This window comes from Pseudomonas sp. MWU16-30322 (genome assembly GCF_020515535.1).
In the GTDB taxonomy this organism is placed as follows: Bacteria; Pseudomonadota; Gammaproteobacteria; order Pseudomonadales; family Pseudomonadaceae; genus Aquipseudomonas; species Aquipseudomonas fluorescens_H.
The window spans coordinates 268,563-293,376 of sequence record NZ_JAIWYL010000004.1 but is presented as its reverse complement, the minus strand read 5'-3'; the positions used below and the strand labels follow the sequence as shown (position 1 = coordinate 293,376).

The 24,814-nt window shown below is 60.9% G+C and carries 26 protein-coding genes; 17 read left to right on the top strand and 9 right to left on the bottom strand.

Features of this window, described 5'->3' with window-relative positions:
• The first annotated feature begins 97 nt into the window (after positions 1–97).
• Both LCH64_RS09930 and LCH64_RS09925 read left to right on the top strand, forming a co-directional pair.
• A complete protein-coding gene (locus LCH64_RS09930) occupies positions 98–922 on the top strand; it encodes a hypothetical protein (RefSeq protein ID WP_226500119.1) in 825 nt (274 codons plus the stop codon).
• Between the two features lie 110 nt (positions 923–1,032).
• Positions 1,033–1,875, top strand: coding sequence for an NAD-dependent protein deacetylase (locus LCH64_RS09925; protein WP_226500118.1), 843 nt, complete (start codon positions 1,033–1,035; stop codon positions 1,873–1,875).
• Positions 1,876–1,982: 107 nt separating this feature from the next.
• On the opposite strand, the gene LCH64_RS09920 is transcribed toward LCH64_RS09925, so the two are convergent.
• Positions 1,983–2,858 (bottom strand): LysR family transcriptional regulator, encoded by an 876-nt coding sequence (locus tag LCH64_RS09920; RefSeq protein WP_045122537.1) that lies wholly within the window; start codon positions 2,856–2,858, stop codon positions 1,983–1,985.
• 249 nt (positions 2,859–3,107) lie between these two features.
• Between LCH64_RS09920 and LCH64_RS09915 the strand changes: the two genes are divergently transcribed.
• From LCH64_RS09915 to LCH64_RS09905, 3 genes are read left to right on the top strand one after another with little or no spacing between them, the layout of a single operon-like run.
• Complete coding sequence (locus LCH64_RS09915) at positions 3,108–3,806, top strand: CoA transferase subunit A (RefSeq protein WP_003226174.1); 699 nt, start codon at positions 3,108–3,110, stop codon at positions 3,804–3,806.
• Between the two features lie 24 nt (positions 3,807–3,830).
• Complete coding sequence (locus tag LCH64_RS09910; RefSeq protein WP_125915925.1) at positions 3,831–4,496, top strand: CoA transferase subunit B; 666 nt, start codon at positions 3,831–3,833, stop codon at positions 4,494–4,496.
• Between the two features lie 11 nt (positions 4,497–4,507).
• The gene (locus tag LCH64_RS09905) at positions 4,508–5,689 is read left to right on the top strand and encodes an acetyl-CoA C-acetyltransferase (RefSeq protein WP_226500117.1); all 1,182 of its coding nucleotides are present in this window, start codon (positions 4,508–4,510) and stop codon (positions 5,687–5,689) included.
• Positions 5,690–5,912: 223 nt separating this feature from the next.
• Here the strand turns inward: LCH64_RS09905 and LCH64_RS09900 are convergent, their stop codons facing one another.
• The gene (locus LCH64_RS09900; RefSeq protein WP_226500116.1) at positions 5,913–7,232 is read right to left on the bottom strand and encodes an Nramp family divalent metal transporter; all 1,320 of its coding nucleotides are present in this window, start codon (positions 7,230–7,232) and stop codon (positions 5,913–5,915) included.
• A 144-nt stretch (positions 7,233–7,376) separates the two neighbouring features.
• Entirely contained in the window at positions 7,377–7,913 is a 537-nt protein-coding gene (locus tag LCH64_RS09895; RefSeq protein ID WP_226500115.1) for a chalcone isomerase family protein, read from the bottom strand.
• Between the two features lie 131 nt (positions 7,914–8,044).
• Between LCH64_RS09895 and LCH64_RS09890 the strand changes: the two genes are divergently transcribed.
• The gene (locus LCH64_RS09890; protein ID WP_226500114.1) at positions 8,045–8,839 is read left to right on the top strand and encodes a hypothetical protein; all 795 of its coding nucleotides are present in this window, start codon (positions 8,045–8,047) and stop codon (positions 8,837–8,839) included.
• A 75-nt stretch (positions 8,840–8,914) separates the two neighbouring features.
• Complete coding sequence (locus LCH64_RS09885; RefSeq protein WP_086792572.1) at positions 8,915–9,481, top strand: hypothetical protein; 567 nt, start codon at positions 8,915–8,917, stop codon at positions 9,479–9,481.
• A gap of 3 nt (positions 9,482–9,484) precedes the next feature.
• On the opposite strand, the gene LCH64_RS09880 is transcribed toward LCH64_RS09885, so the two are convergent.
• The 4 genes from LCH64_RS09880 to LCH64_RS09865 all read right to left on the bottom strand — a co-directional run bounded on the left by LCH64_RS09880 (position 9,485) and on the right by LCH64_RS09865 (position 13,223).
• Positions 9,485–10,201 (bottom strand): prolyl oligopeptidase family serine peptidase, encoded by a 717-nt coding sequence (locus LCH64_RS09880; RefSeq protein ID WP_226500113.1) that lies wholly within the window; start codon positions 10,199–10,201, stop codon positions 9,485–9,487.
• 170 nt (positions 10,202–10,371) lie between these two features.
• Positions 10,372–11,484: a succinylglutamate desuccinylase/aspartoacylase family protein gene (locus LCH64_RS09875; protein WP_226500112.1), complete on the bottom strand. Its 1,113-nt coding sequence runs from the start codon at positions 11,482–11,484 to the stop codon at positions 10,372–10,374.
• 204 nt (positions 11,485–11,688) lie between these two features.
• Positions 11,689–12,468, bottom strand: a complete 780-nt coding sequence (locus LCH64_RS09870) for an ABC transporter substrate-binding protein (RefSeq protein ID WP_226500111.1) — start codon at positions 12,466–12,468, stop codon at positions 11,689–11,691.
• Positions 12,469–12,794: 326 nt separating this feature from the next.
• Entirely contained in the window at positions 12,795–13,223 is a 429-nt protein-coding gene (locus LCH64_RS09865) for a rhodanese-like domain-containing protein (RefSeq protein ID WP_226500110.1), read from the bottom strand.
• Positions 13,224–13,326: 103 nt separating this feature from the next.
• Here LCH64_RS09865 and ftrA point away from each other — a divergent pair, with 103 nt between their 5' ends.
• Entirely contained in the window at positions 13,327–14,301 is a 975-nt protein-coding gene (gene ftrA / locus LCH64_RS09860; protein ID WP_226500109.1) for a transcriptional regulator FtrA, read from the top strand.
• Between the two features lie 106 nt (positions 14,302–14,407).
• Here the strand turns inward: ftrA and cobF are convergent, their stop codons facing one another.
• Entirely contained in the window at positions 14,408–15,163 is a 756-nt protein-coding gene (gene cobF / locus LCH64_RS09855) for a precorrin-6A synthase (deacetylating) (RefSeq protein WP_226500108.1), read from the bottom strand.
• Positions 15,163–15,753 carry a phosphoglycerate mutase family protein gene (locus LCH64_RS09850; RefSeq protein ID WP_226500280.1) on the bottom strand — a complete coding sequence of 197 codons (591 nt, stop codon included), beginning with the start codon at positions 15,751–15,753 and terminating at the stop codon, positions 15,163–15,165. The genes cobF and LCH64_RS09850 overlap by 1 nt, the downstream gene beginning before the upstream one ends.
• Before the next feature lie 314 nt (positions 15,754–16,067).
• Here LCH64_RS09850 and LCH64_RS09845 point away from each other — a divergent pair, with 314 nt between their 5' ends.
• The 9 genes from LCH64_RS09845 to LCH64_RS09805 all read left to right on the top strand — a co-directional run bounded on the left by LCH64_RS09845 (position 16,068) and on the right by LCH64_RS09805 (position 24,809).
• Positions 16,068–16,922: a MurR/RpiR family transcriptional regulator gene (locus tag LCH64_RS09845; protein WP_226500107.1), complete on the top strand. Its 855-nt coding sequence runs from the start codon at positions 16,068–16,070 to the stop codon at positions 16,920–16,922.
• A 2-nt stretch (positions 16,923–16,924) separates the two neighbouring features.
• A complete protein-coding gene (locus LCH64_RS09840) occupies positions 16,925–17,569 on the top strand; it encodes an isochorismatase family cysteine hydrolase (protein ID WP_226500106.1) in 645 nt (214 codons plus the stop codon).
• Positions 17,566–18,897: a glutamine synthetase gene (locus LCH64_RS09835; protein ID WP_103521477.1), complete on the top strand. Its 1,332-nt coding sequence runs from the start codon at positions 17,566–17,568 to the stop codon at positions 18,895–18,897. The genes LCH64_RS09840 and LCH64_RS09835 overlap by 4 nt, the downstream gene beginning before the upstream one ends.
• Positions 18,881–19,633 (top strand): N-formylglutamate amidohydrolase, encoded by a 753-nt coding sequence (locus LCH64_RS09830; protein ID WP_003226206.1) that lies wholly within the window; start codon positions 18,881–18,883, stop codon positions 19,631–19,633. Before LCH64_RS09835 ends, LCH64_RS09830 begins: the two co-directional genes overlap by 17 nt.
• Before the next feature lie 76 nt (positions 19,634–19,709).
• Positions 19,710–21,059, top strand: coding sequence for an APC family permease (locus tag LCH64_RS09825; RefSeq protein WP_003226208.1), 1,350 nt, complete (start codon positions 19,710–19,712; stop codon positions 21,057–21,059).
• A gap of 119 nt (positions 21,060–21,178) precedes the next feature.
• Positions 21,179–22,195 (top strand): arginine N-succinyltransferase, encoded by a 1,017-nt coding sequence (locus LCH64_RS09820; RefSeq protein WP_226500105.1) that lies wholly within the window; start codon positions 21,179–21,181, stop codon positions 22,193–22,195.
• Between the two features lie 61 nt (positions 22,196–22,256).
• Positions 22,257–23,291 (top strand): arginine N-succinyltransferase, encoded by a 1,035-nt coding sequence (gene astA, locus LCH64_RS09815; protein ID WP_226500104.1) that lies wholly within the window; start codon positions 22,257–22,259, stop codon positions 23,289–23,291.
• A gap of 185 nt (positions 23,292–23,476) precedes the next feature.
• On the top strand, positions 23,477–24,346 hold the full coding sequence (locus LCH64_RS09810) for an oxaloacetate decarboxylase (RefSeq protein WP_003226214.1): 870 nt from the start codon (positions 23,477–23,479) through the stop codon (positions 24,344–24,346).
• Between the two features lie 283 nt (positions 24,347–24,629).
• Positions 24,630–24,809 (top strand): hypothetical protein, encoded by a 180-nt coding sequence (locus LCH64_RS09805; protein WP_226500103.1) that lies wholly within the window; start codon positions 24,630–24,632, stop codon positions 24,807–24,809.
• The last annotated feature ends 5 nt before the right edge of the window (positions 24,810–24,814 follow it).

The following is a 24,814-nucleotide window of genomic DNA, read 5'->3' as shown; positions in this document are numbered from 1 at the left end:
CTTATACCTGTCATAAATGACAGTATCGCGACCTGTAGCGACCTCCTAGAATGGATTTTCGCCACCGGAACCCCCTCATCCGACAGGAAGCACGCTCATGGACACGCTCACGCAGGCTGCCGAAGGAACAATGACAGCAAACATCAAGAATCAACCAACGTTCACTGCCAACCCGCCTATTGATGTTCGGCGCACTGAGCAGCACTGGCGAATAGAAGCGCATCATAAACCTGGAACCGGCAATCGAAGCCTGTACTTTCTGGTTCCATTGAGCCTGCCTGACAACGGTGACGAGCGAGTCTATGCACTTAGCACCAGCGATAATCCGGATCACGCGTTGGTCTACTACTTTGGCCAGGACTACTTCATTCCTTCGAGCAGCGGAACTTTGTCGATTCGGTACAACGCGGACAGTCAGCAAATGCTTGCCACGTTTGATTTCAAGGGACAATTTTTAGGGTTTGAACTGGACGTGAGTGACGGACAATTTGACCTGAAAGACATTGACCCAACGGTCGTCAACACTGCCCAGTTGTTCACTGCCGACCTCGCTGGAGTGGCGCCCTCGAAATTTCTTGCCGACACGGTAAACGTGACCAAAAACGAAGACCACATTGTAATGGACGCCGATCAAATCGCCTGGGAAATCGATCCTCCCCGACTTCAGCAGGTCAGGCTGTCCATCGGTCATGGAATCAGCAAGGGCAAGCATCATTTCGGCAAATCCGACGATCCTGTACGAGCCTCCTACACCACCAGTGGCGGAACTGACCCCGGCATTTATCATGCAACTGCAGGGACGCTCACACTGACCGAGAATCCGTCTACCGATCGCTTGCTCGGAGAGCTGACATTTGAAGGTGAGTACGGTGACAAGGTGGTTACTCTGACCGAGGGAATTATCGACTACACCAAGGCATAGCGACTTGAATCACCGCTGGCCGGGCAAGCGCCTGTTGTCGGGGCGCTGGCTCTCTCGCCACCGAGTCGGTGCTAACCTGCAAGGCACTCATCTGCCACGGAGCGCTGACCATGCTCGACAGCCCGACCAGCGAACACCTCGATACCTTGCACCAGGCCATGGCCGATGGCGATTTCCTGGTGCTGACCGGCGCCGGTATCAGCACGCCGTCGGGCATCCCGGATTACCGCGACAGCGAAGGAGTGCGTCGTGGCCGGCAGCCGATGATGTATCAGGAATTTCTCGCCGCCCCGGAATCACGTCGTCGCTACTGGGCGCGGGCCATGCTTGGCTGGCCGCGGGTGCGTCAGGCGCGACCGAATGCGGCGCATGCAGCACTGGCCGAGTTGCAGCGCCAGGGACTGATCAGCGCCTTGATCACGCAGAACGTCGATACCCTGCATGATCAGGCCGGCAGTCAGGACGTGATCGAACTCCACGGCAGTCTGCACCGGGTGTTGTGCCTGGATTGCGGCCAGCGCAGCGCGCGTGACGACATTCAGCAGCGGATGGTCGAGCAGAATCCGTATCTGGCCGGGGTCGACGCGGTGCAGGCGCCGGACGGCGATACCCTGCTCGACCCGGCCTTCGAAGCACGCTTTCAGACTCCGCAGTGCCCGTATTGCGCCGGTGAACGGATGAAGCCGGACGTGGTGTTTTTCGGCGAGAACGTGGCGCAACCGACAGCGGCGCGAGCCATGGCGGCGGCAGAGAATGCTGCGGGATTGCTGGTGGTGGGTTCGTCGCTGATGGCGTATTCGGCGTTTCGTCTGTGCCGGGTGATTGCTGATCGGGGCAAGCCGTTGCTGGCGATCAATCTGGGCAAGACCCGCGCCGATGATCTGCTGGATCTGAAGATCGAGGCGTCATGCGAGCAACTGCTGCCGATGCTGGTGCAACGCTTGACTTCCTGAACCGATGATTCCCCTGTGGGAGCGAGCCTGCTCGCGATAGCATCCTTTCAGCCAAGACTGTCCTCGACTGATACCCCGCCTTCGCGAGCAAGCCCGCTCCCACAGGATCAATGTTCGGCTTTGAGGATGTCGAACAGTGCCTGCGCCGCTGCCGACAGTTCATTGCCCGGCTCAGTCAGCACGCCAATCGCCCGCTCCACCGAATCATTCAGGGTCAGGCAACACGCACCCAGTTCCTGCATCTGCTCGGCACACAACGCCGGTACCGCACTGACTCCCAGCCCGCTGGCGACCATGCGCCCGACCGTTGCCAGTTGATGGCTTTCGAATTCCACCGGCAGTTTCAGGCCCCGGGCCTGCAAGTGTTCTTCGAGCATCACCCGTACCGTCGACGGCCGTTGCAGGGTGATGAACGGTTCCTGCAGCAAGGTCTGCCAGTCGATTTCGCCAAGCCCGGCCAGCGCTGAATCCTGTGGCACCACGGCGACAAAGCGGTCCATGTACAGCGGGGTAAATGTCAGCGAGGTGTTCTGCATCGGCTCGAATGCCACGCCCAACTCCACCTGCCGGTCGCGGACCATTTCCAGCACTTGCTCGTTGATCACGTCGTTGACCGTGACGTTGACGTTCGGATAGCGCGCGCGGAACGTCTTGAGGATCGGCGGCAGCAGGTTGCCGGCAAACGATGGCATCGCCGCCAGCGTCACCCGCCCGCGTTGCAGGCTGAAGCGCTGGCGCATTTCGTCTTCGGCGTTGTCCCAGTCAGCGATCAGGCGCCGGGCCAGCGGCAGCAGCGATTCGCCCTCGGCAGTCAGCGCCACGTTGCGCGTGTTGCGACTGAACAACCGCCCGCCCAGCCCCTCTTCCAGCGCCTTGATGGTCAGGCTCAGTGCCGATTGCGACAGGTGCAGGCGCTCACAGGCCACAGCGAAGCTCAGGCTCTGGGCCACAGCGAGGAAGGCGCGGATCTGTTTGATGGTCATACTGGATACCTTACCGTTTCAACGTCGTACCTACTGTAGGAGCTGCCGAAGGCTGCGATCTTTTGATCTTGATCTTAAAAAACAAAATCAAAAGATCGCAGCCTGCGGCAGCTCCTACAGGGATAGCGTCAACTATTGAGCTTTATCAATCAATCAACCTTAAAAATCAACTTAACAAATATATCGCTCAGCGAGACACTCCAGTCATTCGGCTAGCCAGCCGCCCGACAAACAATAAAAGAGGTGCATATGGCAGGTTTCGACAAGCGCGTGAGTTCCTACGAGGAAGCTCTGGCGGGTCTTGAAGACGGCATGACCGTGATCGCCGGCGGCTTCGGCCTGTGCGGCATCCCGGAAAACCTGATCGCCGAGATCAAGCGCAAGGGCACCCGCGACCTCACCGTGGTTTCCAACAACTGCGGCGTCGATGGTTTCGGCCTCGGTGTGCTGCTGACCGACCGCCAGATCAGCAAGGTGATCGCCTCCTACGTCGGCGAAAACAAACTGTTCGAAGAGCAACTGCTCAAGGGCGACATCGAAGTCATCCTGACCCCGCAAGGCACCCTCGCCGAGAAAATGCGCGCAGGCGGCGCCGGCATCCCGGCCTTCTTCACCGCCACCGGCGTCGGCACCCCGGTCGCCGAAGGCAAGGAAGTGCGCGAGTTCAACGGGCGCAAGTACCTGATGGAAGAGTCCATCACCGGCGACTTCGCCATCGTCAAAGGCTGGAAAGCCGACCATTTCGGTAACGTCATCTACCGCCACACTGCGCAGAACTTCAACCCGCTGGCCGCCACCGCCGGCAAGATCACCGTGGTCGAAGTCGAAGAAATCGTCGAGCCCGGCGAGCTGGATCCGTCGCAGATCCACACCCCCGGCATCTACGTCGACCGGGTCATTTGCGGCACGTTCGAAAAGCGCATCGAACAGCGCACCATCCGCAAATAATTCAGGCTGACGGAGAATAACAACATGGCACTTACCCGCGAACAAATGGCTCAGCGCGTCGCCCGCGAAATGCAGGACGGCTACTACGTCAACCTCGGCATCGGCATTCCGACCCTGGTCGCCAATTACATTCCCGAAGGCATGGAAGTCATGCTGCAATCGGAAAACGGCCTGCTCGGCATGGGGCCTTTTCCGACTGAAGAAACCATCGATGCCGACATGATCAACGCCGGCAAACAGACCGTGACCGCGCGCATCGGCGCATCGATCTTCAACTCCGCCGAATCCTTCGCGATGATCCGTGGTGGGCATGTCGACCTGACCGTACTCGGTGCGTTCGAAGTCGACGTCGAAGGCAACATCGCTTCGTGGATGATTCCCGGCAAACTGGTCAAGGGCATGGGCGGCGCGATGGATCTGGTGGCCGGGGCCGACAACATCATCGTGATCATGACCCACGCTTCCAAGGACGGTGAGTCCAAACTGTTGGCCAGGTGCAGCCTGCCGCTGACCGGTGCCGGCTGCATCAAGCGCGTACTGACCGACCTCGCCTATCTGGAAATCGAAAATGGCGCTTTTGTCCTCAAGGAACGCGCACCTGGCGTCAGCGTCGAGGAAATCGTCGCCAAAACCGCTGGTAAACTGATCGTCCCGGATCACGTACCGGAAATGCAGTTCGCTGCCCAGTGAGGAATTCGAAAATGCAAGACGTCGTAATTGTTGCCGCCACCCGCACCGCGATCGGCAGTTTCCAGGGTTCTCTGGCCAGCGTGTCCGCGGTGGATCTGGGCGCTGCGGTGATTCGCCAGTTGCTCGAACAGACCGGTCTGGACGGTGCGCAGGTCGATGAAGTGATCATGGGCCAAGTGCTGACGGCCGGCGCCGGCCAGAACCCGGCGCGTCAGGCGGCGATCAAGGCCGGTCTGCCCCACGCCGTGCCGGCCATGACCCTGAACAAGGTCTGCGGCTCGGGCCTGAAAGCCCTGCACCTGGGCGCGCAGGCGATCCGTTGCGGCGATGCCGAGGTGATCATCGCTGGCGGTCAGGAGAATATGAGCCTGTCCAACTACGTGATGCCGGGCGCACGCACCGGTCTGCGCATGGGGCATGCGCAAATCGTCGACACCATGATCAGCGATGGCCTGTGGGATGCGTTCAACGATTACCACATGGGCATCACTGCCGAGAATCTGGTCGATAAATATGAGATCAGCCGCGAGCAGCAGGACGCCTTCGCCGCCGCTTCGCAGCGCAAAGCGGCGGCGGCCATCGAGGCCGGGCGCTTTGTCGATGAGATCACGCCGATCCTGATCCCACAGCGCAAAGGTGACCCGGTAGCGTTCAAGATCGACGAACAACCACGCGGCGACACCACCGCCGAATCGCTGGCGAAACTGCGTCCGGCGTTCAAGAAGGACGGCAGTGTCACCGCCGGCAACGCTTCGTCGCTGAACGACGGCGCCGCTGCGGTGATCCTGATGAGCGCCGAGAAAGCCAAGGCCCTGGGCCTGCCGGTGCTGGCAAAAATCGCCGCGTACGCCAACGCCGGCGTTGACCCGGCGATCATGGGCATCGGCCCGGTCTCGGCCACCCGCCGCTGCCTGGACAAGGCGGGCTGGAACATCGGCCAACTCGACCTGATCGAAGCCAACGAAGCTTTCGCTGCGCAATCGCTGGCAGTGGCCAAGGATCTGCAATGGGATCTGGACAAGGTCAACGTCAACGGCGGCGCCATCGCCCTCGGTCACCCGATCGGTGCGTCGGGTTGCCGGGTGCTGGTGACACTGCTGCACGAAATGATCAAGCGTGATGCGAAGAAAGGTCTGGCGACCCTGTGCATCGGCGGCGGTCAGGGTGTGGCGCTGGCGCTGGAACGCGCTTAACCCAAGAGTTCACAGCGCGCGGTGGATCCACGACATCCGCTGCTCGCTGGCAACAAAAACCCGGTGCGACTTGCGTTGCACCGGGTGTTTTTTTGTCCTTTGAAATTTGCAGTGAATGTTCCTCCCTCTTCGCGAGCAAGCCCGCTCCCACAGGGGAATGCATTCCAAGGTGGGAGCGGGCTTGCTCGCAAAGGGGCCAGCTCAGGCTACAGAAAAACCAGGCTCACACCGCCATCTGCAAAATCAACCAGGCATTCGCCCCACTGATCACCGCAAACAAGCCCCACGCCAGCACCCGGGTCGGCAGTCTATTCACAAACGGCCCCATCAGCTGTTTGTCGCTGGTCATGCGAATCAGCGGGTACAGCGCAAATGGCAGTTGCAGGCTGAGCACCACCTGACTCAACACCAGCAACTTGCCCACCGCGTTATCCCCCATCAGCCACACGCCGAGGAACGCCGGGATCAGTGCCAGTCCGCGAGTGATCAAACGCCGCTGCCAGCAGGGAATCCGCAGGTTCAGATAACCCTCCATGATCACCTGTCCGGCGATGGTCCCGGTGAACGTCGAGCTCTGTCCCGACGCCAGCAATGCGACGCCGAACAGCACACTGGCCAGCGCGCCGCCGACCAGCGGGTCGAGCAGGTGGTAGGCTTCCTGAATGTCGACCACGTCGGTATGCCCGGACTGGTGAAACGCAGCCGCCGCCAGTATCAGAATCGCCGCGTTGACCAGCAACGCCAGCGCCAGTGAACCGATGGTGTCGATGCGTGCCAGGTTCACCGCGTCCTGCTTGCTCGCCAGGTCCTGGCCGATCATCCGCGTCTGCACGATCGAGGTGTGCAGGTAGAGGTTGTGCGGCATCACCGTGGCGCCGAGGATGCCGATTGCCAGATACAGCGGCGCGGCATCGCTGATCGCCGAAAGCGACGGTTTGAAGCCAGCGAACACGTCTGGCCAGTAGGGTTTGATCAGTACCAGTTCAACGAAGAAACACACGCCGATGGTCGCCACCAGCACCAGCATGATCGCCTCCAGCCGACGGAAGCCACGGTTCTGCAGGGCCAGTACCAGCAGCGTGTCGAAGGCCGTCAGGGCGATGCCGAAGGTCAGCGAACAGCCGAGCAACAAGTGGAATGCCAGGGCGCAACCGAGCACTTCGGCCAGATCGGTGGCGATGATCGAGATTTCCGCCAGCACCCATTGCAGGCGTGCGGCCGGCGTGCTGTAGCGCTCGCGGGACAGCTGCGCCAGATCGCGACCGGTGGCAATCCCCAGGCGCGAACACAAGCACTGCACGACCATCCCCGCCAGACTCGCCAGCAGCACCACAAACAGCAAACTGTAACCAAAACGCGAACCGGCCTCGATGGCCGTCGCCCAGTTGCCCGGGTCCATGTAGCCGATCGACACCAGCAATCCGGGACCGGCAAAACGCAGCGCACGTTTGAAAAACGAGGCGCGGGGATCGACTTCCACACTGCCGGCCACTTCCGGCGGGCAGAACGGCGCAGTGGCAATTTTGGGTAAGCTGAATTTCACGCACACATCCAGAAACAAGTCGGAAAGTCGCAGCTTAGACGTTTCAGTTGAACCCTTGAAGAGCAAAAGATCGCAGCCTTCGGCAGCTCCTACATTGGAATGCGTTGCACTGTAGGAGCTGCCGAAGGCTGCGATCTTTTGATCTTAACGACTCACACCCAATAACTGCTGACGCAACTCGGGGTTACGGGTACGCGGATCAAGCCAAATGTTGAAAAACGCCCGGGCAAACTGCGGATCATCGATTTCATGCTGCAACTGCTGACCGACAAAAAACCGTGCGCCCTGCCCTGGCAGATACACGCCTGTAATCCGCGTGCCAGCCTGCACATCGACGAACGATTGCTGCATTTGCCCTTGCCACGCGGCCAGTTGTGCCGGACTGACTCCCGAGCCGGCCAGCCGTTTGATTTCATCGACGCTGGCCTGTACCAGATCATCGCGCGAGATCTTGCGCCGGTAGATCAGCTCCAGGGCGAAGGGTTGTTCGGTCGACAACGGGCGTGCCGCGCTCCACAACCGAGCGTTGTAGACGTCGAAACCGAACACACTGAAATCCCCGGTGCCGATGATTTGCGCGCCGGGCACGGCGTCCTGCCAATTGGCCCAGGTCGGCGTGAGTAACAACGCCCACAAGCCGATGCCACAGCACCCACGCAGCAACTTTGATGGTTTGCTCATCGCGGTATCGACTCCGGTAAACCCTGATCTTCAGAGCATAGCGGATATCACCCGCAGACTTTGTATACAAAAACTGTCGATCAATGCGCCAATCGGTTACCTTGGCCACTTCCTTCCCCGAGGCCTCCCGCGTGCTGATTCTCAAATTACTGCTGATCCCCGGATTTCTGCTGCTGATTTCCCTCGCCGGCAAGCGCTGGGGGCCGAGCGTGGCCGGTTGGCTGTCGGGGTTGCCGGTGGTGGTCGGGCCGATTCTGTTCTTCCTCGCCATCGAACAGGGGCCGCAGTTTGCTGCGCAATCAGCGGTCGCAGCGCTGTCAGCGATGTTCGCCATGATCGCGTTCTGCATCACCTACGCGCAGGTGGCGCAGCGGGCGAACTGGCCGTGGGCGCTGACGGTTTCGCTGTCGGTGTGGGCGGGACTGGCGCTGGTTTTGTCGCTGATTCCGCCGTCGCTGCCGTTCTCGATCGCTGCGGCGGCGATTGCCCTGTTGGCGGCGCCGCACCTTTTTCCCGACGTGCAACCGGTGTTGAATGGCCCGGCGCCGAAGTCGGACAAACTGCTCTGGCGCATGATTGCCGGCGCGGCGCTGACGCTGCTGGTGACGATGCTCGCGAGTACCGTGGGTGAGCGCTGGAGCGGCCTGCTCGCGGTGTTCCCGGTGCTCGGCAGTGTGATGGCGGTGTTCTCGCAGCAGACCCGCGGCCCGGCATTTACTGCGGCATTGCTGCGGGCGACGGCGATCGGCATGTACTCGTTTTCGGCGTTTTGCCTGGTGTCGGCGCTGACCCTGCCAAGCCTGGGCCTCAGCGGATTCATCGCCGGTGTCGCGGTGTCGGTGGCCATGCTCGGCGTCACTCGCAAGTTGCTGGCTCGACAGGTCCCGGCAAAGGCCAACCACCCCAAGGCTGACGCAAACGCCTGACAAACCGCGCTGGAATGCCAGGCATGCTCCGTGGGATCATCGCGGCCCTGGCGCGACCATCCCTCGGAGATTCACATGTCATTGCTCAGCAAGAAAGCCGTCGTCCTGTTGCTGGCGGCGGTCGCCGGTCTCGGCGCCCTCAACGCCCAGGCAGCCAAGCCCAAGGAAAAGGCCTCGACCAACAACGTGTCGATGCTCGACGGCAAGTTCACCTTCGTCCTGCCCAAAGGCTTCACCGCCGACCCGCTGCCGGCCGGGCCAACCGGTGCCAAGGGCACGATGTACACCAATCAGGCGACCAAGACTGTGGTCATCGCCGCCGAAAACCAGATCGCCGGTGGCGCCAGCGTCAAGGACAACGACAACGAATTTCTCGATGGCAGCCTGGCGAGTTTCATTGATGATCAACGCAAGGCTCTGCCGGATTTCAATAAGCTCAGTGAAAAAAGCCTGACCCAGAAAAGCAGCGGCCTCGGTGTGCGTCAGGTCGACAGCACCGCCACTCAGGGCGGCGGCCAGACACTCAACACCACCCTGCTCGCCGCCTCCGGCAAGCGCATGGCGCTGGTCCAGGTGATTTCCCGGGCCAGCGACAAGAGCGGTCACGATGCGCTGGTGAAAACCATCCTCAAGGACAAGTGATCGTCACGGATTGAGCTGCTGCAGCCAGGCATTCAAGTCGCGCAGCTCGGCCGCGCTGATGCTGTGGCCGACGCCGGGATAGGCGTGAAACTCGGGTGTGTAGGCGAGTTTTTGCAGCAGCGCATTGGCCGCGGTGCCGTCGCGGTACGGCACCCGATCATCGGCGGTGCCGTGGCCGATGAAGATCTTCAGCGGCAACGGTTGTTGCTGCGCCTTGAGCTCGGTTTTCAATACCGGCAACAGCCGTCCGCTCAACGCCGCGATACCACCGACCGCCACGGGCGGACGCAAGCCCACTTCGTAGGTCATCATCGCGCCCTGGCTGAAACCGATCAGGTACACCTTGTCCGGGCTGGCGTGATATTTCTGCGCCGCCTGCGCGATAAAATCCCGCAACTTCTCGCCGCTGGCCTTCAGGTCATCGGTCTCGCCGTTGTAGGCACCTTCGCCTTTCTTGCGAAACCACTGGAAACGCCCTTCGCCCAACGCCAACGGCGCCTGCACCGACAGGTAGTTGTACTGCGCCGGCAGCTGAAACTTCATACCGATCAGATCGGCTTCGTTACTGCCGTAGCCGTGCAGAAAAATAACCAGTGGCCGAGTGTCAGCGTCCGGGTGAACCTGTTCGATGTACTTCAGTGGCAAGTCGCTTTGCAGCGTGGTTTGCGCATGGACGGCGCTGGACGCCAGGAGGGTTAACAGGGCAAACGCCTTCAACATAAAGCCTTCCTTCACAGAGTGACGGGTTCGTCGGTGAGCCTAACACTCTCTGAAGATTGTGGTGCTGACGAGACCGCTATCGCGAGCAGGCTCACTCCTACAGGGACAACGCATTCCAAATGCAGGAGTGAGCCTGCTCGCGATGAGACCGGAAAATCCAAGGAAATCTGTCAGTCGTTGATCAGCTTGCCCGCCCGAATCGGCTCGCGCCCCGCCACCTTGGCCTGCCAGATCCCCGGCTGGGTGTAACGCCCGCGATCAATCGCAAACAGCACGCCGCTGGTGCCGGCGCGCACGGTAGTCAGCCGGTCATTCAACGGATCCACCACCTCGAACAGCGCGTCGCCCTTCTCGACCCATTCCCCGGCATTGCGCAGGAAGCTGACCACGCCATGGTGCGGCGCGAACAGGTATTCGGTGCCTTCGAACGGCATGCCTTCACAGCAATCTTTCGGTGCCGCCGGCCATTCGCCGCTGATGAAGCCCTGCTCGGCGAGAAAGCCGAGAATCGCTTCGCAATTGGCCTGGGCCTGATCGACCCGCGTGTCGCCCATGCTGCCCAGTTCCAGAGTGGTGGCGAGGTTCGCCGGGGGAATCGCCGCGTTCGGGAACGCCCGCGCCAGGCGCAGCCACGGCGACGAGCACGATTCGTCGAACGAACTGCCACCGGAGTCTTCACACAACAGCGCCACGCCAGCCTTCAGTCGCGCTGCCAGCGATTGCCAGCGCGGCCAGTGCTGCGGCAGTGCGTAAATGTGAATCGCCGCTTCAAAATCGCAATGCAGATCAAGGGTAATGTCGGCGTCGCAGGCATGGCGCAGCAGCAAGCGGTGCAGCGCTTCCAGTTGCGAAGCCGGGGCTGGCAACTCATCGAGCACCTGGCCCATGGTCTGGCGGATCAAGGCGATGTTGGCCTCGGCATCGCTGCCCAGTTGCTCGCCGATTTGCGCCGCCACCGGCGCACTGAGTTCAACAAACGAGCGGTTGAAATTCTTCCCGCTGCCCAGCTCGAAGCGGCCCATGTGGCTGCCCTGCAGGTGCTGGTCGAGGCCGATCGGATTGGCCACCGGCACCAGCTCGATCACGCCTTGCAGACGACCCTGCTGTTCCAGCTCGTTGAGGCGTTGCTTGAGTTCCCATGCGGTGCGCATGCCCGGCAGTTCGTCGGCGTGCAGACTGGCCTGGATGTACACCTTGCGAGTGCCTGCGCCGTAACGGAAGACGCTGAGGGAACGTTCGCTGCCCAAATGGCTCCAGGGCAGAACATGGTCGATGCGTTGCATGAGAAAACTCCTGAAAATTGAATCGGCGAAAATCCCCTGTGGGAGCGGGCTTGCTCGCGAAGGCGGTGTATCAATCAATGATTATGTTGAATGTTATACCGCCTTCGCGAGCAAGCCCGCTCCCACAGGGGGTCTTTGTCTTCAGGGAAAGAGCACAAAAAAAGTGGCCACCGCATTCACGGGGCCACTTTTTTCTACAGCGTATTAATGACCGTACACGTCAAAGTCGAAGTACTTGTCCTGGACTTTCTTGTACTCGCCATTGGCGCGGATTTCGGTGATGGCCTTGTTGAATTTCTCGGCCAGTTCGGTATCGCCCTTGCGTACGGCAATCCCGGCACCGCCGCCGAAGTACTTGGCGTCTTCGTAGGTCGGGCCGACGAATTCGAAGCCTTTACCGGCGTCGGTCTTCAGGAAACCGTCGCTGAGGTTGACCGAGTCTGCCAGCATCGCGTCGAGACGGCCGGATTGCATGTCCAGGTTGGCTTCCTGTTGCGAGCCATAGCGCACCACTTCAAACCCGGCTTCCTTGGCCATGTCGGTGGCATAGCGGTCGTGGGTACTGGCGCGCAGCACGCCGACTTTCTTACCCTTGAGCTCGGTCAGCGGGTCTTTGACACCGGAGCCTTCCTTCATCACGAAGCGCGCCGGGGTGTGGTAGTACTTGATGGTGAAATCGACGTTTTTCTTGCGGTCGTCAGTGATGGTCATCGAGGACAGGATCGCGTCGATCTTCTTCACTTTGAGTGCCGGGATCAGGCCATCGAACTCCTGCTCGACCCACACGCATTTGACGTCCATCTGTTTGCACAGGGCATCACCGATATCGACGTCGAACCCGGTGAGTTTGCCATCAGCGGTTTTCATCGAAAATGGCGGGTAAGCGGCTTCGATCCCCAGACGAATCGGTTTGGCGTCTTCGGCCACAGCGGTCAGGGACAACATCGACAGTGCCAGGGCACCGAACATCACTAGCTTCTTCATTTATTACTCCTGTGTGCGGAGGCTTTTATTGGCAGCTTTCGATTGAACGTTCGGTCATGGCTTTTTGAAAGCAAAAACCGAAGTGGCCGGCAGTCTATGGCGACGCGCACAGGGCAAATTGTGTTTAAGCGACAAATACTTACAGAAAATCGGCGCCACCGTTGACCGGGATCAACGGTGCGCCGACATGGTGCAAAGGCTGTAGGACAAACCCTCGAAAAGGGTACCTATTGCTCATGTAGGAGCTGCCGAAGGCTGCGATCTTTTGCTCTTGTTCTTAAAAAAAGTCAAAAGATCGCAGCCTGCGGCAGCTCCTACAAAAGCATTCAGCATTCGCAGGCGATGGGGGTTTTGGCGGGTTGTTCGACGCTCAGCGAAAAGCCTTCATCCAGCCATCCGGTCACGCCGCCGATCATCTCCTTGACCGGGTAACCCAACGCCGCCAGTTTCACCGCTGCCTTATTGGCGCCGTTGCAGTGCGGGCCGGCGCAATAGACCACGAACAGCGTGTTCCTCGAATACTCCGCCAGACCTTCGCTCGTCAGCAAACGTGTCGGGATATTGATGGCGCCCGGCACATGACCGCGCTCGAACGCCAGCGGCCCGCGCACATCGACCAGCACAAAATCGACTTCGCCGGCCTCCTGGCTGCTGAAGACGTCGGAACAATCGGTCTCGAAGGTCAGACGGTTGCTGAAATGCATCAGGGCAATCGCTGACGGTGCGGCAGGAATTTCGCGAACCAGGCTGGTCATGCTGTTTAGCTCCTACATCTGTTGGGGGTGTAAACAGACTTTATCGGGCCAGCACTTGGCGCTACAGTGGCGGGCAAGACACTCACCGGGAATTTTCCGCCAAATGCCAAATTCACCTGGATTGGTCGCGATTCTGGCCTACGACGGCCTCTGTACGTTCGAGTTCGGCATCGCCGTGGAGATTTTCGGCCTGGCCCGGCCTGAGTTCGATTTCCCGTGGTACGAGCATCGCATCGTCGCCGTCGACCAAGGGCCGATGCGCGCCATGGGCGGGATTCAGGTACTGGCCGACGGCGGCCTGGAACTACTGGCACAGGCGCGCACCATTATTATTCCCGGTTGGCGTGACCGTGATGCCGAGGTGCCGCCGGCCCTGATCGACGCCTTGCGACAGGCCTACACCCAAGGTGCGCGGCTGCTGTCGATCTGCTCCGGGGTGTTTGTGCTGGCCGCCAGTGGCTTGCTCGACGGTCATGGCGCAACTACGCACTGGCGCTACACCGATGAACTGGCGCGGCGCTTCCCGGCGATTGCGGTGGATCCGGATGTACTCTACGTCGACTCCGGCCAGTTGATTACCTCGGCGGGCAGCGCCGCCGGGATCGATGCGTGCCTGCATCTGGTGACACGGGATTTCGGTACCCAGGTCGCCAACGCGGTGGCCCGGCGTCTGGTGATGTCGCCACAACGCACTGGCGGTCAGGCACAGTTCATCCCCACGCCGGTCAGCCCGACACCACGCAACGACTTGTCGCGGGTGATGCAGTGGGCCCGCGAGCGCCTGCACCAACCACTGGAAGTTCGCGATCTGGCCAGCGAAGCGGCGATGAGCGAGCGCACATTTCTGCGGCGTTTCACCGAGGCCAGCGGGCAATCGCCCAAGGCGTGGCTGCAACACGAGCGACTGGCCCGGGCGCGAGAGTTGCTGGAAAGCACCGTGCACAACACCGAACAGATCGCCCAGCGCTGCGGTTATCGCTCGGTGGAAAGTTTTCGCGTGGCGTTTCGCAGCGTGGTCGGGGTGCCGCCGTCGGTGTATCGGGAGCGGTTTGGGCGTGGGGTCAAAGCGATCTCCTGAGTTGGCTGTGATGACCCCTTCGCGAGCAGGCTCGCTCCCACATTTGCAATGCGCTCCCTGTGGGAGCGAGCCTGCTCGCGAAGGGGCCAGCCCTGACAGACATAATCTAGGGCTTGCGCAACAGATAGGTATCCATGATCCACCCATGCTCAGCCCGGGCAGCCTTGCGCACCCGCTCGATCTCGGCCGCCACATCCTTGAGCTTGCCACTGATCAGGATTTCATCCGGTGTGCCCAGGTAGGCCCCCCAATAAATTTCTGTCTGCTGATCCGCCACATCGCGGTAGGAGTCTTCCGCATCAAGCATCACCACCAGACTGTCGGTGTCGCTGACCTGCCCCGCGGCCAGCCGCCGGCCAGTGGTGATTTCAATTGACCGGCCAATGCTGTTCAACGGCACCTTATGCTGCGCGGCCAGCGCCTGAACACTGGTAATCCCGGGGATCACTTCAAACTCGAAAGCACAGCGGCCCGACGCGAGAATCGCCTGCAGGATACGAACGGTGCTGTCGTACAGCGCCGGGTCGCCCCACACGAGGAATCCGCCGCACTGCTCGTCAGCCAATTCTTCATTGATCAGTTGTTCGAAGGTTTCTTGCTTGGCGCGATTCAGATCATCGACCGCGCGGGTGTAGTCCACGTCGCCGCGCGCGCGCTCGGGGCTGTGGGATTCGACGAAGCGATACGCAGGATCGGTGATGTAACGCGCACAGATATCCCGACGCAGATCGATCAGTTTGTCCTTGCTCTGGCCTTTATCCATCAGAAAGAACACGTCCACCTGATTCAGCGCCTTCACCGCCTGCATCGTGATGTAGTCGGGATTGCCGGCGCCGATGCCGATGACCAGCAGTCGTTTCATCAAAGTGCTCCCGCAAGATCGATACCCGGCAAGCGTAGCCGCCAGATGCCGTTGAAGCGCAGCTCAACCACTGACAGCGGTTCAACATCAACGGCGTTGAACGCGGCGCCCTGCATGACCTGCATCAATGCAGCGCGCACCACGAACGGATGGGTGATGGCGACGATGTGCCCCGGCATTCCTTGCAGGCTGGTCAGCCACCGCGCCACGCGTTCGCCCAATTGCATTACCGACTCACCACCATGGGGTGCCGCCTGTGGATCACTGATCCACGCCTGCAAGGCGTCAGCCTCGTGCACTTGCAGATCCTTGATCGCTTGCCCGTGCCAGCGCCCCCAATCGCAATCACGCAGCGCTTCGTCCACTTGCGGCGCCGCACCGAACCACTCGGCCGTCTGCCGGGTGCGCAACTCCGGCCCGCACAACAAAAGGCTGGGATTAGCGAATTGTGTCGCCAGCGCACCGAGCTTCAAAGGCTGATTTTCAACAGGTTCGTTCGTAGGAAAACGCGCCAATTTCTGTGCGACGGTTCGAGCATGGCAAATCAAAGTCAAACGGGTGGATAGCACAACACTGCACTCGATGAACATCAGGTAAATCGGCGGCGAGCGGCCGGTCTTGCGGCAATTGTGCCGCAAACCGGGCCGTTCAGGGGGCCTTGCAAGCTTGCCGTCCAACACACCTAAAGAGAAAAAACGGCAATGTCTGACACACCAATGGGCAATGGACTACAAGGGCCGTCGTCATCCGTGTAGGCCTTGTGACACAGGGGTCTGACGTTATTTAAACGCTGAATCGCTACCGTTAAAAATTCACTAGACATGTAACCTGAGTTACATAAATACTGTTTTAACGGATTGTGAAACGAATTCAACACCCCCCCCTTCATCCAGCAGGAGCCCGGATGCCCCCTCTCAGAGACTTGATCACCGATCCCGGGCTGGAGCTGACGCCGTCTGAGCGCAAAGTGATTCGCGCCCTGCTCGACCAGTATCCACGCAACGGCCTGGGTCCGATGGCGCGTCTGGCCGAGCACGCCGGCGTCAGCGATCCGACCATCGTGCGGCTGGTGAAGAAGCTCGGATTCGGCGGTTACGCCGAGTTTCAGGACGCCCTGCTCAGCGACATGGATCACCGTCTGCGTTCGCCGCGCACCCTGTTGCAGCCGCGTTCGCACCTGAACAAAGACGATGCCTGGAGCCATTATCTGGCCGACAGCCAGCGTCTGCTGGTGGAAACCCAGGCCCTGACGCAACCCGAAGACGTGCGCATCCTGCTCGACTGGCTGCTCGACACCCGGCACCAGATCTACTGCTTCGGCGGGCGCTTCAGCAGCCTGATGGCCAACTATCTGCTCAACCACTTGCGGCTGCTTCGACCCGGCTGTTTTGCCCTGGAAGACAACGCACAACTGCCCGACCGCCTGTTCGATCTGCAACGCCAGGACGTGGTGCTGCTGTTTGATTACCGGCGCTATCAGTCCCAGGCCCTGCGGGTGGCCTCGGCGGCGAAGAACAACAACGCGCGGGTGGTGCTGTTCACCGACATCTATGCCTCGCCGCTGCGTGAACTGGCTGACCTGATCATCAGCGCCCCGGTGGAATCGGCCTCACCGTTCGACACCATGGTGCCGGCGCTGGCCCAGGTCGAGGCGCTGATTGCCTGCCTGACCCTGCGAACCCCCGATCTGGCCGATCGCCTGGAAGGCATCGACGCCCTGCGCAACGACTTCAACACCCACCTGCTGGAGGATAAATAAGGATGTTCAGCCTTCCCCACCGCTCGCCGCGGGACTTGCCGTTTGTCACCGACCACACCGCGTTGCTGCTGGTGGACATGCAGCGTGCCTGGCTCGAACCGCAGTACGACCCGCACCTGAACGGCCCGGAAGCCGAATATTTCCTGACCCGCGCGCACATGCAGGTGGTGCCCAACCAGCGCCGTTTGCTCAGCGCCTTTCGCGAAGCGCGGCAGAACGTGCTGCACACGATTATCGAGAGCCTGACCGCCGACGGTCGCGACCGCTCGCTGGATCACAAGCTGTCAGACATGCACCTGCCCAAGGGCAGCACCCAGGCGCGGATCATCGACGACCTGACGCCAGTGGAAAACGAGATCGTGTTGCCGAAAACCTCCTCCGGGGTGTTCAACTCGACCAACATCGATTACGTCCTGCGCAACCTCGAAACCCGCCACCTGATCATCGCCGGCATCGTCACTGACCAGTGCGTCGACATGGCTGTACGCGATGCCGCCGACCGCGGTTATCTGGTGACACTGGTCGAAGACGCCTGCGCCACCTACACCCCGGCGCGGCATGACGCCTGCCTCAACGCGATCAAGGGTTACTGCTGGATCACCGACACACAAACCGTGCTCGGCCGCTTGCAGGAGATGCAGCCATGAGCGAGCGCCTGACGCCGTTGCCGATGACCACCATCGTCACCACCGACCTGATCGGCATCACCCGTGGCCGCTCGTTTCCCACCGATCAACTGGAGCATTATCACGCCGCCGGTTGCGGCTGGGTGCCGGCCAACAGTGCACTGACGCCCCAGGACATCATCGCCTCGACCAACCCATGGGGCGCCTATGGTGATTTGCGGTTGATTCCGGATCTGAGCAGCCGCGTCACCGTCGGCAACGGCCCGGACGCCGCGGCACCAGCGCTGGACTTCATCCACGGCGACATTCGCGAGACCGATGGCCGCCCGTGGAGCGCTTGCCCGCGCACGTTGTTGCGCGATGAAATCGAGCGCTATCGCGACAACCTCGGCTTGCAGGTCAACGCCGCGTTCGAACACGAATTCAACCTGCATGCCGGTTTTGCCGAGCATCTGGCGTTTTCCCTTGAAGCCCAGCGTCAGGGCGCCGAATTCGGCGGCTGGCTGCTCAGCGCCCTGCGCGCCGGTGGCGTCGAGCCAGAGATGTTCCTGCCCGAATACGGCAAGCACCAATACGAAATCACCTGCCGCCCGACGCTCGGTGTGGCAGCGGCGGATCGTGCGGTGAACGTGCGCGAGATCACTCGCGAGATCGCCCGGCAAATGGGCGTCGACGTCAGTTTCGCGCCGAAAACCAAGGCCGACGCGGTGTGCAACGGTGTGCACCTGCACGTCAGCCTGCTCGACCTGCAAGGTCTGCCGCTGCTTTACGACGCCGGCACCAGCAACGGTCTGTCGACCCTCGGCCAGCATTGGGCCGCGGGCATCCTGCATTACCTGCCAGCGCTGTGTGCGTTCACCGCGCCGACGCCGGTATCGTATGAACGCCTGCAGCCGCATCACTGGAGCGCGTCCTATGCGTGTCTGGGGCAGCAGAACCGTGAAGCGGCGTTGCGCATTTGTCCGACCGTGAGCCTGGGCGGCAAATCCGTGGCCGCGCAGTACAACCTGGAATTCCGCGCCATGGACGCTACCGCCTCGCCGCATCTGGCGATGGCCGCGCTGCTGATTGCCGGACGCCTGGGCATCGAACAGCGCCTGGCGCTGAACGCGATCACCGACGACATTCCCGATTCACTCAACGACGAGCAACGCAAGGCCCGGGGCATCGTTGCCCTGCCCGCCTCGCTGGCGCAGGCGCTGGATTGCCTGCGTGACAGTGCCGCCTTCAATCAATGGCTGCCCAAGCCGTTGCTCGACACTTACCACGCCCTTAAAACCGAGGAACTGGCGCTGACGGAACAGCTCTCGCCCGCTGACCTGTGTGAGCACTATGCACGCCTGTACTGAATCCGCCGAGCAGGGGTTGTACACCCGCCCGGTCTACAACCTGAGCCGCGAAGATTCATCGTATCCGTTGATCCTGGTGTGTGAGCATGCCAGCCGCTACATCCCCGAGGCCCTGAACAATCTGGGCCTGGACGATGCAGCCGCGCGCGAGCACATCGCCTGGGACATCGGCGCACTGCAACTGGCTGAAAAGCTCTCGGAGAGACTCGGCGCGACGCTGTTGAGCGCCAACTATTCACGGCTGCTGATCGACCTCAATCGGCCCCGGCATGCCCCCGACAGCATTCCGGCGCAGAGCGAGATTTATCAGGTGCCCGGCAACCGCGACCTGGACGAAGCCACTCGCGAGTACCGGCGCCAGAGCTTGTTCAAACCGTTTCACGCTCGACTGCAGACCCTGATCGACCAACGCGTCGCACAAGGCCAAGCGGTACGGGTGGTAGGGATTCACAGTTTTACCCCGGTGTATTACGGCCAGCCGCGGCCGCTTGAAGTTGGCGTGCTGTTCGGTCAGGCCAAAACGTACGCCCAGCGGGTGATCGATGGCCTCGGCCAGCACCCGCTGAAAGTCGCGGGCAACCAGCCGTACCGGATTGATCCGCTGGGTGACATGACCGTGCCGGTGCATGGCGATGCACGAGGACTGGAATCGGTGTTGATCGAGGTGCGCAACGATCTGCTGCGCACCCCAGAGGCGGTATCGCTGTGGGCCGAACGCCTGGCACCGCTGCTGTAAAGACTGCTGATGCTGTAAACGATGGACCGATATAACAACTAAAAACGTTCGATAGGCTGACAAGGAGTTGCGCTTCATGGAAATAGAACAGTTCGGCTACAAACAGGAGTTGAAACGTAGCCTGACACTGACCGACCTGGTGGTGTACGGGATGATCTTCATGATCCCCATCGCCCCCTTCGGCGTGTATGGCTACGTCAATGCCGAGGCACCCGGGATGGTGCCGCTGGCTTATATCATCGGCATGGTCGCGATGCTGTTCACTGCGCTGAGCTACGGCAGCATGGCCAAGGCGTTTCCGATCGCCGGTTCGGTATATTCCTACGCGCAACGCGGCCTCAATCAACACGTCGGGTTCATCGCCGGCTGGCTGATGCTGCTCGACTACCTGCTGATTCCGCCGCTGCTGTACGTCTATGCGGCAATGGCCCTCAACCATCTGTACCCGGACATTCCGAAGGTCGGTTTCATTCTGGCGTTCCTGGTCAGCGCGACATTCGTCAACCTGCGCGGCATCACCTTCACCGCACGGATGAACATCATTTTCCTGCTGGCGCAGCTGGTGGTGCTGGGGATCTTCCTGTTCTACGCCTGGAATGCCCTGCACAACGGCGGCGGCAACGGCGAGCTGACCCTGGCGCCGCTGTATCACCCGGAAACGTTCAACTTCGCCCTGCTGATGCAGGCCGTGTCGATTGCCGTACTGTCGTTCCTCGGCTTCGATGCAATCTCGACCCTTGCCGAAGAAATCAAGGGTGACCCGGGCAAAAGCGTCGGCCGGGCAGCGCTGATCACCCTGGTGGTGATGGGCGTGATTTTCGTCGTTCAGACCTGGATCGCCACCGATCTGGCCGCCGGCATGGGCTTCAAATCCGCCGACACCGCGTTCTATGAAATTGCCGAAATCGCGGCGGGCAGCTGGCTGGCAACCCTGACCGGTGTCGCCACGGCGCTGGCCTGGGGCGTTGCGGTGGCGATCACCTCGCAAGCCGCGGTTTCGCGCCTGCTGTTCGGCATGGCCCGCGATGGCAAGTTGCCGAAAGTGCTGGCCAAGGTGCACCCGAAGCACAACACCCCGTACCTGAGCATTTATCTGGTGGCGGTGCTGTCGCTGGTGATCTGCTACCTGTTCATCAACTCGGTGGACACCCTGACCTCGTTGGTCAACTTCGGAGCCCTCAGCGGTTTCATGCTGCTGCACCTGACAGTGATCAACTACTACTGGCGTCGGCAGAAGTCCGGTCAGGTGGTGCGCCACCTGATCTGCCCGGTGATCGGCTTCATCATCGTCGCCGCCATCATGTACAACATGGGCGTCGATGCGCAGAAACTCGGCCTGATCTGGATCGCTCTGGGTCTGGTGTACCTGTTCTTCCTGAACAAACTCGGCGCCAGCACCGCGCTGCCTGACCCGAGCAATGGCTGACAAGAAAAAGAGCGGCGTCTGACAAAAAATCAGGCGACCGCCGCTTTAAAGCGTGGCAACCGACAGTGATAGTCAGGTTCGGTGGGGATCACCGAACCCTTTGATACAGGAGTGCATCCATGCTGGTCTTACGCCCAGTCGAGCCAACCGACCTGCCGCAATTGCAGCAACTGGCCCGCGACAGTCTGGTCGGCGTTACGTCGCTGCCGGACGACAGCGAACGCCTGCGCGAAAAAATCGCCGGTTCCTGCGCCTCGTTCGACGGTGACATTCAAGCGCAAGGCCCGGAGAACTACTTCTTCGTACTGGAAGACCTCGACACTCGGCGGCTGGTCGGCTGCTCGGAGATCCTTGCCACTGCCGGTTTCAACGAACCGTTCTACAGCCTGCGCAACCGCCACTTCACCAGTGCCTCGCGGGAGCTGAACATCGAGCACGGGGTGCCGGCGTTGTCGCTGTGTCACGACCTCAACGACCACACCCTGCTGCGCGGTTTTCACATCGACAACGCGCTGGTGCGCAGCGCCTTTTCCGAATTGCTGTCGCGGGCGCGGCTGCTGTTCATCGCCGCTCACGCACAACGTTTCGCCGATGCGGTGATCACCGAAATCGTCGGCTACAGCGACGAGAACGGTCATTCGCCGTTCTGGGATGCACTGGGCAAGCACTTCTTCGACCTGCCCTACGTCGAGGCCGAGCGCCTGTGCGGTCTGCAAAGTCGCACGTTTCTCGCCGAACTGATGCCGCAGTACCCGATTTATGTGCCGATGCTGCCCCTGGCGGCGCAGGAATGCATCGGCCGGATTCACCCGGATGGCCAGGAAGCGTTCGACATCCTCGAACGTGAAGGCTTTGAAACCAACAGCTACATCGATCTGTTTGATGCGGGTCCAACCCTGTATGCGCGTACCGCGAACATCCGTTCGATCGCCCACAGCCAGACCGCCACCGTGCGCCAGCAAGCGCCGATCGACACGCGTGGCCGTTATCTGTTGAGCAACGACGCACTGCACGGCTTCCGGGCCATCGTCGCCGAACTGGATTACCAGCCTGAGCAACCGCTGTCGCTGACGCCGGATCTGTGTGCCGCACTGAAGGTCACCGATGGCAGCACGATCAGGCTGATAGCCCTGTGAACCGCCCCCGGCTGCTCACCCAACGACAGTGCCCGAACAGGCGCGTACAAGGAGTTACCGCATGATCGTCCGTCCGGTCAAAGTCAGCGACCTGCCAGCGCTGATGACCCTGGTGCAACAGGCCGGCCCGGGGTTCACCACCCTGCCGGCCAATGAGGATCGCCTCGCCCACCGGGTGCGCTGGGCCCAGCGCGCGTTCGCCGAACAGGTAGAACGCGCCGATGCCGATTATCTGTTCGTGCTCGAAGACGACGACCTGCGTGTGGTCGGCGTCAGCGCCCTGACCGGCGCGGTCGGCCTGCGCGAGCCGTGGTACAACTACCGGGTCGGCCTGACCGTGAGTTCGGCACCGGATCTGGGCATTTCGCGGCAGATCCCTACACTGTTTCTCAACAATGAGCTGACGGGCCAGTCGGAACTGTGTTCGCTGTTCCTGCACCCTGAACACCGCCAAGGCAGCAACGGTCGATTGCTGTCGTTGGGGCGCCTGCTGTTCGTCGCCGAATTCCCGCAGCTGTTTGGCGAGAAGATGATCGCCGAACTGCGCGGCAGTGCCGATGAACTCGGTTGCTCGCCGTTCTGGGACAGCCTCGGCCGGCACTTTTTCAAGATGGATTTCAGCCACGCCGACCACTTGTCGGGCCTGGGCAACAAGTCGTTCATCGCCGAACTGATGCCGCGCCAGCCGTTGTACACCTGCATGCTCACCGAGCAGGCGCAAGCGGTCATCGGTCAACCGCACCCCAACACCGAACCGGCGCTGAAGATCCTGCGCGCAGAAGGTTTCACGCATAAGGGCTACATCGACATCTTCGACGGCGGCCCGGTGATCGAAGCGCCGATCGGCGGCATTCGTACCGTGCGCGACAGCCTGGCGCTGACTCTGAGCCTTGGCACGCCGGACGAACAGGCCCCCTTATGGCTGATCCACAACCGTCGCATGGAGAACTGCCGCATCACCGTGGCCGCCGGTCGTCAGGTCGGCAATACCCTGGTGGTCGACCGCCTCACCGCCAAACGCCTCCAGTTGCAACCGGGCAATTCGGTGCGCGCAGTGCTGCTGCCCAGGCAACAGCAACAGGCGGTAGCGGCCTGAACTCGGGCCCTGCCACTGGAAATCCGCTGATTGCAGATGAAACCTTTCAGCCGCTGGAACCATCATCAACGCCTCACTCGCAAATTCGTCATGAACCTTGACCCATTCGCGTGATAGCCTTTTCATTCTTCGGCGTTGACACCTTTGCTCAAGCCGTTCCATTCCTTTGTATTGGTGGAACTCGTATGACCAGGCTTTCCCATCAAGATTTGCGCCGTAACTTCCGTCAATTGCTGGCTTCGGACACCTGCTACCACACCGCCTCGGTGTTCGATCCGATGTCCGCGCGCATTGCCGCAGACCTGGGTTTTGAAGTGGGGATCCTCGGCGGCTCCGTGGCCTCGTTGCAGGTGCTGGGCGCCCCCGACTTTGCCCTGATCACCCTCAGCGAGTTCGCCGAACAGGCCACCCGCATCGGCCGCGTCGCCCAACTGCCGGTGATCGCCGACGCCGACCACGGCTACGGCAACGCCCTTAACGTGATGCGCACCATCGTCGAACTGGAACGCGCCGGCGTCGCCGCCCTGACCATCGAAGACACCCTGCTGCCGGCGCAATTCGGCCGCAAATCCACCGACCTGATCTCGGTCGCCGAAGGCGTCGGCAAGATCCGCGCGGCGCTGGAAGCCCGGGTCGATTCGGAAATGGCGATCATCGCCCGCACCAACGCCGGGATCCTGCCAAATCAGGAAATCATCAGCCGTACCAAGCAATACCAGGCTGCCGGTGCCGATGGCATCTGCATGGTCGGCGTGCAGGACTTCGATCAGCTTGAGCAAATTGCCGAGCACCTGAGCGTCCCGCTGATGCTGGTCACTTACGGCAACCCGGCGCTGCGCGACGACAAGCGCCTGGCTGAACTCGGCGTACGCGTGACTATCGACGGCCATGGCGCCTATTTCGCGGCGATCAAGGCAACGTACGACAGCCTGCGCGAACAGCGGCAGATCTTCACCCAGGCCTCCGACCTGAGCGCCACGGAACTCACGCACACCTACACCCAGCCTGAGGATTACATTCTCTGGGCGAAGGAATACATGAGCGTGAAGGAATGATTGCCCTCTGATCCGAAGAGCCTCGGGCAACTCTAAAGATGGCCGGTAGACGCAATGTCACCGGCCAGTTGCGAGGACAGGCGAATTAATTGCCGTCAACTTCTACCCAGCGATACACACCCATAAACAAACAACAACATTTAACAACAACTACTGAGTTGATATTAACTATCGCCTCCTTATAATCGCAAACCGTTAAACAGCAAAAAGTTTAACACCCGAATATCAAACTTAAATTTATATACCGAGAAATATTCCGCTCAACTCACGACAAGGATTCGTCATGAAAACCGTTACTGCCAATTGGCAAACAACGCCTCTGCTGCGCGCAGAAACCAAAGTCATCAACATGCCAACCAAGTCCGCCCACGCGGCCAACTGCCCGGGCTGGGACGGCCTGCGATTTAACGTCGGCAACCTTCACGAGATCAAGAAACTCCGTATGCTGCCCCCTCAGGCTTAACCCCC